Source organism: Actinomycetes bacterium, from assembly GCA_035489715.1.
Classification (GTDB): Bacteria; Actinomycetota; Actinomycetes; order JACCUZ01; family JACCUZ01; genus DATHAP01.
Genome location: DATHAP010000072.1, coordinates 1 through 11,794 on the forward strand (window position 1 = coordinate 1; position 11,794 = coordinate 11,794).

Consider the following 11,794-nt stretch of genomic DNA (forward strand, 5'->3'; position numbering starts at 1 on the left):
CGTGCGCTCATCCGGTCGCCTCCCTCGTGCTTGCGCGTGCGGTCCCCTGAGCCGTCCCCCGCGTCGTGGCCAGGGCCTCCTCCAGGGTGAACGCTCCGGCGTAGAGCGCCTTGCCCACGATGGCACCCTCGACCCCGACACCGACCAGCGACGCGATGGCCCGCAGGTCGTCGAGGCTGGACACCCCGCCGCTTGCAACCACCGGCCGGTCGGTCGCCGCGCACACGTCGCGCAGCAGGTCGAGGTTGGGCCCGGTCATCGTGCCGTCCCGGCCTACGTCGGTGACGACGTAGCGCGCGCAACCGTCCCGGTCGAGGCGGGCGAGCACGTCGTAGAGCTGGCCCCCCTCCTCGGTCCAGCCACGGGCGGCCAGCGTGGTGCCGCGCACGTCGAGGCCCACCGCGACGCGGTCGCCGTGGGTCGCGATGGCCCGGGCGCACCACTCGGGGTCCTCGAGCGCCGCGGTGCCGATGTTGACCCGCGCGCAGCCGGTCGACAGCGCCGCGTCCAGCGACGCGTCGTCGCGGATGCCGCCGGACATCTCCACCGCGACGTCCAGGCGAGCGACGACCTCGGCGAGCAGCCGGCGGTTCTGGCCCCGGCCGAACGCTGCGTCGAGGTCGACCAGGTGGATCCACTCGGCGCCCGCCGACTGCCAGGCCAGGGCCGCGTCGAGCGGGTCGCCGTACGAGGTCTCGCTGCCCGCGGCTCCCTGGACCAGGCGGACAGCCTGGCCGCCGGCGACGTCGACGGCAGGCAGCAGCACGAGGTAGGGACCGTTCTGGTCGGCGGTCTCGGGCGGGACGGTGGTCACGGGCGGCTCCTGCGGTCGAGGGCGAGGGTGACGAGGACGGGCAGGGCGAGCAGTCCGAGCAGCGCGGCGGCGCCGCGGACCCAGGGGTCCGGCGTGATCAGCCAGACGATCGCCTGGACCGCGAGGTAGAGCCCGGCGATGATGCCGTTCTCCATCCGGCGGCGGCGGGCCAGCAGCCCCTGCTGGCCGTGCCACCGGGTCCGTCGCGGCAGCCGGGCCCGCAGCGCCTGCCGGGACGCCCGGCGCCGGTCCAGGCGCTGGTCGCGGCGGGACCGGGACTGCCGGGCCGCCTCGGCCACCCGCTCCCGCTCGGCGCGTCGCCGGGCTCGCTCCTTGCTCACGCTGCAGTCCACTCGGGGAGCGTGCCTACCCAGTTGCGCAGCAGCCGGGCGCCGGCCGCGCCGGACTTCTCGGGGTGGAACTGGGTCGCCGAGAGCGGGCCGTTCTCCACCGCGGCGACGAACGGCTCCCCGTGCTCGGCCCAGGTGACCAGCGGCGCCGCAAAGGGGCCGGTCGCCACCAGGTCCCAGCTCCGCGCGGCGTACGAGTGGACGAAGTAGAAGCGCTCCCCGTCCACCCCTGCGAACAGCCGGCTGCCCGCCGGGACGCGGACTGTGTTCCAGCCCATGTGCGGCAGGACCGGCGCGGCGAGCCGCTCGACGGTGCCCGGCCACTCCCCGCAGCCCTCCGTCTCCTCGCCGTGCTCGCGGCCGGTCTCGAACATCACCTGCATGCCGACGCAGATGCCGAGCACCGGCCGGCCGCCGGCGAGCCGGCGGCCGATGACCTCCGGGCCGCGCGCCGCGCGCAGGCCGGCCATGCAGGCGGCGAACGCCCCGACGCCGGGGACCACGAGGCCGTCGGCCGCGAGCGCCGCCCCCACGTCGCCGGTGACCGTGACGCGGGCACCGGCGGCGGCCAGGGCCCGCTCGGCGGACCGCAGGTTGCCGGACCCGTGGTCGAGGACCACGACGGTCGGGGCGGGCGAGCTCACCCGCCCGAGGCTACTGGGACGGCGGCGGCCGCAGCCGGTCCGTCCGCACGGTGCGCACCGACCCACGGCGCAGCTCGCCGGCGACCTCGGCGCCCAGGCCGGTCAGCCCGACGACGGTGCCCAGGCCGAGCACCAGGTGCAGCCAGCTGCCCCCGTGCACCCAGCCGTCGACGAACACCGCCAACGCCGCCATGAGGAGCAGCCCGTGCAGGCCGCGGACCAGCCAGGTACGTCGCGGCCAGGGCACCGGCGAGAAGCCCCGACCCAGCGCCCGCTCGATCCAACCCCGGCGGCGGTGCCGCTCGACGGCGGGCAGGTGCAGCCGCTCCTCCGCCAGCCGGTCGGCGGTGGCCCCGACCGCCACGAGCGGCAGGCCCAGCGCGGTGCAGAACGCGGCCAGCCGCTCCTCCGGCGTGCCGCTGCGGTCGTCGAGGAGGAGCTCGAGCAGCTCGGCCCGCTCCGGCACCCCGAAGCGGGAGCAGAAGGTGAAGGCGTCCGGCTCCACCCGGGAGGCGGGCTTCTCGCCGGACTCCTCGCAGCGCCAGCCGATGAACGCGGTGTCGTGGTCGCGCGACATCAGCTGGCTCACGCCCAGCCCGCGACGGACCGAGAAGACCAGCACCTGGGCCAGGCCGCCGTCGCACAGGGCCCGGCCGAGACCGACCAGGTCGTAGGGGTCGACCTCGTCCACCGACGTGCCGGACAGGCGGCCGGGCCGGTCCGGCAGCACCAGCACCCAGCCCGAGCCGGCCGGCGCGACCCAGGCCTCGCGGCCGAGCCGCACCACGACCTCGCGGACCCGCTCCAGGGCCCCCCGGACGAGGATCGAGGCGGTCGAGCATTCCGTGCTGGTGCGCATGGCTCCACCCTGCTCGTGCCGGGCCGGTCGGCGCGGGCAGTTCGCCGAACCCGGCCCAGCTGGCGGACCGCAACCATCCGTCGGCACCATCCGGTCACCACCCAGCCGGGCCACCACCCACTGTGCGCCGACACACCGGCCGGCCGGGGTGTCTGGTGTGTCAGCGCACAGTCGCACGGGTCAACCGCCGAGGGTGCCCTTGGTCGAGGGCACTCCGGTGACCCGCGCGTCCAGCGCGATCGCGTCGCGCAGCGCCCGCGCCACCGCCTTGAACTGCGCCTCGACGACGTGGTGGGCGTTGCGCCCGGCGAGCACCCGCACGTGCAGACAGATCTGCGCGCTGGCGGTCAGCGACTCCCAGATGTGGCGGGTGAGCGTGGTGTCGTACGTCCCGATCAGCTCCACGACCTCCGGCTCGACGTGCACGACGTAGGGCCGCCCGGACAGGTCCACCGCGGCCTGGACGAGGGTCTCGTCCAGCGGCACCAGCGCGTCGCCGAAGCGCCGGATGCCCGCCTTGTCACCGAGCGCCTCACGCAGAGCCTGCCCCACGGCGATGGCGGTGTCCTCGACCGTGTGGTGCGGGTCGACCTCGAGATCGCCGCGGGTCCGGACGGTGAGGTCGAAGCCGCCATGGCGGCCCAGCTGGGCGAGCATGTGGTCGAAGAACGGCACGCCGGTGTCGACCACCGTGCGGCCCGAGCCGTCCAGGTCGACCTCGACGTGGACGTTCGACTCCTTGGTCTCGCGGTCGACGGTGGCCGTCCTGCTGCGCTGGCCCGTCTCCTCCGTCGCCATCAGGGCACCTCTCCCAAGCCGTCGCGCATCGCGTCCAGGAACGCCGTGACCTCGTCCTCGGTGCCCGCGGTCACCCGCAGCCAGCCCGGCAGCCCGACGTCGCGAACCAGGACGCCCCGGTCCAGCAGACCCTGCCAGGTGGACCGCTGGTCGCCGAACTCGCCGAACAGCACGAAGTTGGCGTCCGAGTCGACCACCTCGAGGCCCATCGCCCGCAGCCCGTCCACCAGACGGTCGCGCTGCTCCTTGACCGTCTGCACCGTCGCCAGCAGCTCGTCGGTGTGCGCGAGGGCGGCGAGCGCAGCGGCCTGGGTGGTCGCCGACAGGTGGTAGGGCAGCCGCACGAGGTGCAGCGCGTCGACCACGTCGGGGTCGGCCGCCAGGTAGCCCACCCGCGCACCGGCGAGGGCGAACGCCTTGGACATGGTGCGGGTCACGACCAGCCGAGGGCGCCCGTCGAGCAGCGTCACCGCGGACGGCCGGGTGGCGAACTCGGCGTAGGCCTCGTCGACCACGACCAGCCCCGGCGCCTGGTCGTGCACGGCCTCGACGACGTCCAGGTCGAGGGCGGTGCCCGTGGGGTTGTTGGGCGAGCACAGGAACACCACGTCGGGCCGGTGCTCGCGCACGACCAACGCCGCCTGCTCGGGCTCGAGCCGGAAGCCGGCCAGTCGCTCGAGACCGAGCCAGCGGGTGCCGGTCGCCTCCGAGATCAGCCGGTGCATCGAGTAGGTCGGGTCGAAGCCGACGGCGGTGCGACCGGGCCCGCCGAACGCCTGCAGCAGCTGCTGGATCACCTCGTTGCTGCCGTTGGCGGCCCACACCTCGCGGGCGCCGAGCTCGACCCCGGTCGTCGTGCTGAGGTACGTCGCCAGCCCGGTGCGCAGTGCCACCGCCTCGCGGTCGGGGTAGCGGTTGAGCAGCCGCGCGGCCTCCACCACCCGGTCGGCCAGGTCGGCGACCAGCGCCGCCGAGGGCGCGTGCGGGTTCTCGTTGGTGTTGAGTCTGACCGGCACGTCGAGCTGCGGGGCGCCGTACGGCGTCCGGCCCCGCAGGTCGTCGCGGAGCAGCGACTCGATCTCACCCACGCGGGACCCGGGCCCGCACGGCGTCGACGTGGGCGGCCAGGTCCTCGGCCGCCCCGAGCGCGTCGACGTGGTGGGCGACCGCGGCGAGGGCCGCCCGGTCGTACTCCACGACGTGCTGGCTGCGCAGGAACGACTGCACCGAGAGCCCGCCGCTGTGCCGGGCGGTGCCCGCGGTCGGCAGCACGTGGTTGGAGCCCGCGAGGTAGTCACCGAGCGAGACCGGCGACCAGGGGCCGACGAAGACCGCGCCGGCGTTGCGCACCCGGGCGGCCCAGGCCGACGCGTCGCGGGTGACTACCTCGAGGTGCTCGGCGGCCCACTCGTCGACGACCGTCAGGCCCTGCTCCAGGTCGTCGACCAGGACGTAGGCCGACTGGCCGCCGAGCGCCGTCTCGACCCGCTCGCGGTGCCGGGTCGCCGGGACCGCCTTGTCCAGCGCCCGGTCGACCGCGTCGAGCAGGTCGGCGTCGGGCGTGACGAGCAGGCAGGACGCGTTCGGGTCGTGCTCGGCCTGGGCGACCAGGTCGGCGGCGAGGTGGGCCGGGTCGGCGGTGTCGTCCGCGAGGACGGCGATCTCGGTCGGCCCGGCCTCGGAGTCGATGCCGACGACGCCCTTGAGCAGGCGCTTGGCGGAGGCGACGTAGATGTTGCCCGGGCCGGTCACCAGGTCGACAGGCAGGCAGTCGGCGGTGCCGTAGGCGAACATCGCCACGGCCTGCGCTCCCCCCACGGCGTGCACCTCGTCGACGCCTAGCAGCGCGCAGGCGGCGAGCACCGAGGGGTGCGGCAGCCCGCCGTTGTCACGCTGTGGCGGGCTGGCGACCGCCAGCGACCCGACGCCCGCGACCTGGGCCGGGACCACGTTCATGACGACGCTGGACGGATAGGCCAGCAGGCCGCCCGGGACGTAGAGCCCGACCCGGCGCACCGGGACCCACCGCTCGGTGACCGTCCCCCCTGGCGCGACCGGCACGACCGTGTCGGGACGGCGCTGCGCCTCGTGCACCAGGCGGGCCCGGCGGGTGGCCTCCTCCAGCGCAGCCCGCAGAGCCGGGTCCATGGCGGCCAGGGCGTCGGCCAGCGCCTGCTGCGGCACCCGGGTGGTCTCGAGGGCGACGCCGTCGAAGCGAGCGGTCAGCTCGTGCACCGCGTCGGCGCCCCGGCCCCGGACGTCGTCGCACAGCGGCCGCACGACCTCCAGGGCGACCTCGACGTCGAGGGCGGCGCGGGGCAGCACCGCGCGCAGCCCGGCCGCGTCGGGTCGCTGCCCGCGCAGGTCGACCCGCCCGATCACGGCGTGCTCACCGACGTCACCACGCGACGGAGTGTACGAAGCCGCGCCGGCCGGGCCGGGACGACGTCCGGGCCATGGGACGTGCGGGCCGCGGTCGCCGTAGGCTCCGGAGGCGTGAGCGGCCACAGCAGGGGCGAGACGGGCGGCGGCCGACTGCTCGCCCTGTTCCCGCTGGGCACCGTGCTCTTCCCCGGGGTGCTGCTGCCGCTGCACGTGTTCGAGGAGCGCTACCGCCGGATGGTCCGCGACCTGCTCGAGGCCGACCACGAGCAGCGTGAGCTCGGTGTCGTGGCCATCCGCGAGGGTCGCGAGGTCGGTGCCGAGGGCCTGCGGGCCTTGCACCCGGTCGGCTGCATCGCACGGCTGCGGAGGGTCGACCCCTACGCCGACGGCCGCTTCGACATCGTCTGCGTCGGGACCACCCGGTTCCGGTTCGCCGGCGACGAGCCCCTCGACGGCTCCCTCGCCTACCTGCGCGGACGGGTCGAGACCCTGCCCGAGCCGGCCGGCTCCGACCCGCTCGGGGTCGCTGCGGCCGTACGCCGGCACTTCGACGACTACCGGCGGGCGCTGGGGCAGGACCCCGACGCGGACGACACGGACCCCCTGCCCGACGACCCGCACCTGCTCTCCTACCTGGTCGCGGCGACGATGGTGCTCGACCTGCGCGACCGGCAGCGGCTGCTCGAGGCGCCGGACACCACGGCCCGGCTGCGCGCGCAGGCGCGGCTGCTGCGCCGCGAGACCGCCCTGCTCGGGCACTTGCCGTCCCTGCCCGGTGTCGAGCTGACCCGGGTCGCCGCGAGCCCCAACTAGGCGCCCCGATGGCCCGCATGGACAGGACGGGCGGCACGCCCGCAACCGTCGCGTTGACCCGGGCCGGCGTGGCGTTCGAGCTGCACCCGTACGAGCCCGGGGCAGCGAGCGGTCACCACTCCTACGGGCTGGAGGCGGTGACCGCGCTGGGGCTCGACCCGGCGCAGGTGTTCAAGACCCTCGTCGCCCGCGTGGACGACCGGCTGGTGGTGGCAGTGGTCCCGGTGAGCGGCTCCCTCGACCTCAAGGCGCTGGCCGCCGCCGTTGGCGGCAAGCGGGCCGAGATGGCCGAGGCGGCCGACGCGGAGCGGGCGACCGGCTTCGTCGTGGGCGGCATCAGTCCGGTGGGCCACCGCCGCCGGCTCGACGTGGTGGTGGACGCCACGGCGTCCGGGCTGGAACGGGTCCACGTCTCGGCCGGCCGGCGCGGGCTCCAGATGTCGCTCGCGCCCGCCGACCTGGTCGCGGTCACCGGGGCGCGGGTGGCTCCGGTGGCGCGCCCGGGCTGAGCCGCGAGCGCTCGGCCGCGACCGGGTCCGTGGCGGTCGCGCCCGTGACCGGGTTCGTCGCGGTCAGCCCGGCGTGGTCGGCCCGCTCGGGCAGGCGTTCGGTGCGGTCGGTGCCGTGCGACTCGACGTCCAGGCCGGCGACGACGGCGAAGAACGTGATGACGGCCGCGGTCGGCCAGGCGAGCAGGACGCCGTACGCGGACATCCGCAGCGGCCCCTCGAAGGTGTCGCCGACCCGCGCCCCCTTGGCCGCGGCGGCGATCTCCGGCGGGCTGAGCAGCAGGCCGACCCGCCAGGCGACCAGGGCGCCGACCAGACCGCCGGCGACCAGACCGACCAGGGCGCCGAGGCGCCCCGAGCGCAGCAGCAGAGCGGCGGCCACCGCCGCCAGCACCCCGGCGAGCGCCGCGCACACCGCGAACCAGCCGTCGGCGGCGACCTCGGTCTCGGCCCCGCCGACCTGCAGGACGCCGGTGGCGGTCTTCTCCAGCTCGGCGAGCGGCACGACGACCCGCCACACCACCCCGACGACCACGCCGGCGACCGCGCAGCCGAGCCCCACCAGCAGGCCGGCCCGCAGCTCGGTGCGCAACGGCGGGTCGCCCGGGGAGGTCACTCGGTCACGATACGGAACCGGAAGACGGCGGTGCCGTCGTCCCCGCTGGTCAGTGTCGCGCCGACGCCGGTGACCTGCTCGAGGTCGTCGTCGCCGTCGCCGGGCTCGTCGGTCGACGCGCTCCAGCCGCTGAACAGCGTCTGCACCAACGCGGAGGGGTCGACCCAGGCCGCGGCGTCCGCGTCGGCCAGGTCGGGCAGGGCGGCGGCGAAGCCGGGCTGGTCGCCGAGGTCGCCCGGCGCGACCAGGCGGGCGGCCTGCCGGCCGCTGGTCGCCAGCACGTAGGAGTCGCCGTCGGTGCGCAGCACGACGTCGGCGGGCCCCCCCAGATCGCCCGACAGCAGCGGCCCGAGCAGCCGCTGCGCGCGGCTGGCGTCGGTGCGGACCTTGACGCCCCCCTCGACGCTGCCGATCGCGCCGCTCTCGCCGGCGTCGATGGCACCGACGAGGTTGTCGCCCAGCAGGACGGCGAGGTCCTCGGGCAGCGCGATCCCGCTCTCCTCCTCGAGCGCCGCGATGCCGTCGTCCAGCGCGGCGGTGTCCTCGGCCGAGCGGCGCGCCGACTCGACGAGCAGCGGCGCGAGCTCGTCGCCGTCGGCGATGCCGACCGCGGCCACCGTGCTCGCCGGCAGCACGTCGAGCCCGGTCAGCGGGTGGGTCGCCCACGACGCGGCCTCGGCCCCGCCGACCGACCCGACGACCTCGAAGACGTCCGGCCCGGCGAAGCGGGCGACCATCGTGGTGCGGCCGGCCGACGTACCGAGCCCGTCGCGCCCGGTCGCCAGCCCGCCGAGCCCGAAGCCCATCGGGTCCAGCACGCCGGCCTCCTCGGCGACCGCCGCGTTGTCGACCCAGACCGCTGCGACCCCGTCCTCGACCGAGCCGAGGTCCTCGGCGAAGCGCGGGTCGGCGGCGAGGCTGCCCTGCTCTGCCTTGTCGGCGTAGCGCCGGGCGAGCTCCTGCGACTCCGCGATCAGGGCGTAGTCGCCCGCCACCACGAAGCCGATGTCGCGGGTCCCGCCGACGCCCCCGGCGGAGGCGTCGACCAGGCGGAGCAGCCCGCTCTCGGCCGCGTCGGCGTCGGTGACCTGCAGCGCGACGAGGGCCGGCGCGGTCGTGCGGTCGGCACCGGCCGGGTAGCCGGCGACGGCCAGCCGGTCGCCCAGCCACGGCTCCACGTCGGAGGAGTAGTCGACGTCGCCCCAGCCGGCGTCCTCGGCGACCGCCTCGAACAGCACCTGGCGCACATCGCCGTCGAGCGGGATGTGGTCGCGCAGCGAGGGGAACTGCCGCAGGAACCGGAAGCCGTCGATCTTCTGGCCGGCCGACGGGTCGAGGTCGACCTTGACGAAGGCGATCGCGCCGGCGGGCAGCGCGTCCTCGGGCTGGGCGCCGCCGCCGGACAGCGAGCCCACCGCCCAGCCGACGCCGGCCACCAGACCGAGGACCAGCGCGCCACCCGCGGCGACCAGTGCCCACGGTGCGCGTCGGCGCGGCTCCCCGTCCTCGGCGCTGGTCGCCAGGACGTCAGCAGCGCCGTACGCCCCGAACGGCGGGCCGTGACGCTCGTCGGTGCTGCTCATCTCGGGTGGCCCCCCGGCCGTCGGTGCCGGCGTCGGTGCGCCGGCGTGCTGACCTGTCGGAACGGTATCGGCGCGCACCCGGGTCGCGCTTGAGATCCACGGCGATCGTGGTCGTGGCGGAGCCGGTGCCTCAGCCCAGGCAGGCCGGGCCGAGCAGCGCCTTGAGGTCGCCCATCAGCGCCGGCGACGGGTTGACCCGCAGCCCGTCGTCGATCCGCAGCACCGTCGTGCGCGAGGCCGCCTGCAGCCGCAGGTGCACCTCGGTCGCGCCCGGGTGGGTGGCGAGGACGTCCTTGAGCCGCTCCACCACCGGCGGCGTGCAGCGCACCACGGGCAGCGAGATGACGACCGGTCCGCGCGGCCCCTCGGAGAGGTCGGGCAGCGTCATCTCCATCGCGATCAGCTTGGGCACGTCCTCGCGCCGGTCCAGCCGCCCGCGCACCACGACCACGGTGTCCTCGGCGAGGGTGGTCGCGTAGAGGTTGTAGGTCTGCGGGAAGAACATGACGTCGATCGCGCCCTCGAGGTCCTCGACGGTGGCGATCGCCCACACGTCGCCCTTCTTGGTCACCTTGCGCTGCAGTCCGCTGACCAGGCCGCCGATGGTGACCTGCGAACCGTCGGCCCGCTCCTCGGACCCGGTCAGCGACGCGATGGAGCAGTCGGCCGCGGCCGAGAGCAGGTGCTCGACGCCGAAGAGCGGGTGGTCGGAGACGTAGAGGCCGAGCATCTCGCGCTCGTACTGCAGCAGGACGCTCTTGTCCCACTCGCCCAGCGGCACCGGCGGCGTCACGGTGATCTCGGACTCGCCGCCGTCGTCGTCACCCCCACTCAGCCCACCGTCAGCTCCGCTGAACAGGTCGAACTGGCCGTGCGCCTCGTTGCGCTTGGTGAGCATGAACGAGTCGATCGCCTCGGCGTGCACGTTGAGCAGCCCGCGGCGCGGGTCGCCGAGCGAGTCGAAGGAGCCGGCCTTGATCAGGGACTCCACGGTCTTCTTGTTGCAGGCGACCGGGTCTATCTTCCGCAGGAAGTCGTAGAAGTCGGTGAAGCGACCCTTGCTCAGGCGGGTGGCGGCGATGCTGGCCACCACGTTCTCGCCGACGTTGCGGATGGCGGCCAGGCCGAAGCGGATGTCGGTGCCGCGCGGCGTGTAGTCGGAGTCCGACTCGTTGACGTCGGGCGGCAGCACCTTGATGCCCATGCGACGGCACTCGTTGAGGTAGAGCGCAGACTTGTCCTTGTCGTCGCGGACGCTGGTGAGCAGCGCCGCCATGTACTCGGACGGGAAGTTGGCCTTGAGGTAGGCGGTCCAGTAGGAGACCAGGCCGTAGGCGGCGGAGTGCGCCTTGTTGAACGCGTAGTCGGAGAACGGGACGAGGATGTCCCACAGCGTCTTGATGGCGGCCATGGAGTAGCCGTTGGCCCGCATGCCCTCGGAGAAGCCGACGAACTCGGCGTCGAGCACCTCGCGCTTCTTCTTGCCCATGGCCTTGCGCAACAGGTCTGCCTTGCCGAGCGAGTAGCCGGCGAGCTTCTGCGCGATCAGGATGACCTGCTCCTGGTAGACGATCAGGCCGTACGTCGCACCGAGCACCTCCTCGAGCGGCTCGGCCAGCTCGGGGTGGATCGGCGTGATCGGCTCCGCGCCGTTCTTGCGCAGCGCGTACTTGGTGTGCGAGCCGGCGCCCATCGGGCCAGGGCGGTAGAGCGCGCCGACCGCGGAGATGTCCTCGAAGTTGTCCGGCTTCATCAGCCGCAGCAGGGAGCGCATCGGCCCGCCGTCGAACTGGAACACCCCGAGGGTGTCGCCGCGGGCCAGCAGGTCGTAGGTCGCCTGGTCGGTGAGGTCCTTGCTCAGCGCGTCGAGGTCGATCGTCCGGCCGCGGTTGGCCTCGATGTTGCGCAGGGCGTCGTCGAGGATGGTCAGGTTGCGCAGGCCGAGGAAGTCCATCTTCACCAGGCCGAGCGCCTCGCAGCTCGGGTAGTCGAACTGGGTGATGACCTGGCCGTCCTGCTCACGCCGCATGATCGGGATGACGTCGAGCAGCGGCTCGCTGGACATGATGACGCCGGCCGCGTGGACGCCCCACTGGCGCTTGAGGTTCTCCAGCCCGCGGGCGGTGTCGACGACCCGCTTGGCGTCGGGGTCCGACTCGTAGCGGGCGCGGAACTCGCCGGCCTCGGAGTAGCGCTTGTGCCGCGGGTCGAAGATGCCGCCGAGCGGGATGTCCTTGCCCATGATGGCCGGCGGCATCAGCTTGGTGAGCTGGTCGCCGAGGGCGTAGGGGTAGCCGAGGACCCGGGCCGAGTCCTTCATCGCCTGCTTGGCCTTGATGGTGCCGTAGGTGACGATCTGGGCCACCCGGTCGTCGCCGTACTTGTCGGTGACGTAGCGGATGACCTCGCCGCGACGGCGCTCG

The 11,794-nt window shown here is 74.6% G+C and carries 12 protein-coding genes; 2 read left to right on the forward strand and 10 right to left on the reverse strand.

The window, feature by feature from the left end:
• Positions 1-7: 7 nt before the first annotated feature.
• The 7 genes from priA to hisD form a co-directional block, all read right to left on the reverse strand.
• Positions 8-814, reverse strand: coding sequence for a bifunctional 1-(5-phosphoribosyl)-5-((5-phosphoribosylamino)methylideneamino)imidazole-4-carboxamide isomerase/phosphoribosylanthranilate isomerase PriA (priA, locus tag VK640_06230; protein ID HTE72779.1), 807 nt, complete (start codon positions 812-814; stop codon positions 8-10).
• Positions 811-1,155, reverse strand: coding sequence for a hypothetical protein (locus tag VK640_06235; GenBank protein HTE72780.1), 345 nt, complete (start codon positions 1,153-1,155; stop codon positions 811-813). The genes priA and VK640_06235 overlap by 4 nt, the downstream gene beginning before the upstream one ends.
• Entirely contained in the window at positions 1,152-1,808 is a 657-nt protein-coding gene (gene hisH, locus VK640_06240) for an imidazole glycerol phosphate synthase subunit HisH (GenBank protein ID HTE72781.1), read from the reverse strand. Before hisH ends, VK640_06235 begins: the two co-directional genes overlap by 4 nt.
• A gap of 10 nt (positions 1,809-1,818) precedes the next feature.
• Positions 1,819-2,667, reverse strand: coding sequence for a hypothetical protein (locus VK640_06245; GenBank protein ID HTE72782.1), 849 nt, complete (start codon positions 2,665-2,667; stop codon positions 1,819-1,821).
• 180 nt (positions 2,668-2,847) lie between these two features.
• Positions 2,848-3,465: an imidazoleglycerol-phosphate dehydratase HisB gene (gene hisB, locus VK640_06250; protein HTE72783.1), complete on the reverse strand. Its 618-nt coding sequence runs from the start codon at positions 3,463-3,465 to the stop codon at positions 2,848-2,850.
• On the reverse strand, positions 3,465-4,553 hold the full coding sequence (locus tag VK640_06255) for a histidinol-phosphate transaminase (protein HTE72784.1): 1,089 nt from the start codon (positions 4,551-4,553) through the stop codon (positions 3,465-3,467). The genes hisB and VK640_06255 overlap by 1 nt, the downstream gene beginning before the upstream one ends.
• On the reverse strand, positions 4,546-5,847 hold the full coding sequence (gene hisD, locus VK640_06260) for a histidinol dehydrogenase (GenBank protein HTE72785.1): 1,302 nt from the start codon (positions 5,845-5,847) through the stop codon (positions 4,546-4,548). The genes VK640_06255 and hisD overlap by 8 nt, the downstream gene beginning before the upstream one ends.
• Before the next feature lie 114 nt (positions 5,848-5,961).
• On the opposite strand from hisD, the gene VK640_06265 reads away from it, so the two are divergent.
• On the forward strand, positions 5,962-6,663 hold the full coding sequence (locus VK640_06265; GenBank protein ID HTE72786.1) for an LON peptidase substrate-binding domain-containing protein: 702 nt from the start codon (positions 5,962-5,964) through the stop codon (positions 6,661-6,663).
• An 8-nt stretch (positions 6,664-6,671) separates the two neighbouring features.
• Complete coding sequence (ybaK, locus tag VK640_06270; protein ID HTE72787.1) at positions 6,672-7,172, forward strand: Cys-tRNA(Pro) deacylase; 501 nt, start codon at positions 6,672-6,674, stop codon at positions 7,170-7,172.
• On the opposite strand, the gene VK640_06275 is transcribed toward ybaK, so the two are convergent.
• The 3 genes from VK640_06275 to dnaE all read right to left on the reverse strand — a co-directional run.
• The gene (locus VK640_06275) at positions 7,132-7,788 is read right to left on the reverse strand and encodes a DUF2567 domain-containing protein (protein ID HTE72788.1); all 657 of its coding nucleotides are present in this window, start codon (positions 7,786-7,788) and stop codon (positions 7,132-7,134) included. The two genes, ybaK and VK640_06275, sit on opposite strands and share 41 nt — an antisense overlap.
• Positions 7,785-9,371, reverse strand: coding sequence for a DUF3352 domain-containing protein (locus VK640_06280; GenBank protein ID HTE72789.1), 1,587 nt, complete (start codon positions 9,369-9,371; stop codon positions 7,785-7,787). The genes VK640_06275 and VK640_06280 overlap by 4 nt, the downstream gene beginning before the upstream one ends.
• 130 nt (positions 9,372-9,501) lie before the next feature.
• A partial coding sequence (dnaE, locus tag VK640_06285; protein ID HTE72790.1) for a DNA polymerase III subunit alpha occupies positions 9,502-11,794 on the reverse strand: 2,293 nt, incomplete at its 5' end.

What these genes read in the sequence shown, in the direction of transcription:
- VK640_06245 (HTE72782.1), bottom strand. Translation starts at nt 2,667, where the DNA reads ATGCGCACCAGCACGGAATGCTCGACCGCCTCGATCCTCGTCCGGGGG.
- hisB (HTE72783.1), bottom strand. Translation starts at nt 3,465, where the DNA reads ATGGCGACGGAGGAGACGGGCCAGCGCAGCAGGACGGCCACCGTCGAC.
- VK640_06280 (HTE72789.1), bottom strand. Translation starts at nt 9,371, where the DNA reads ATGAGCAGCACCGACGAGCGTCACGGCCCGCCGTTCGGGGCGTACGGC.
- ybaK (HTE72787.1), top strand. Translation starts at nt 6,672, where the DNA reads ATGGCCCGCATGGACAGGACGGGCGGCACGCCCGCAACCGTCGCGTTG.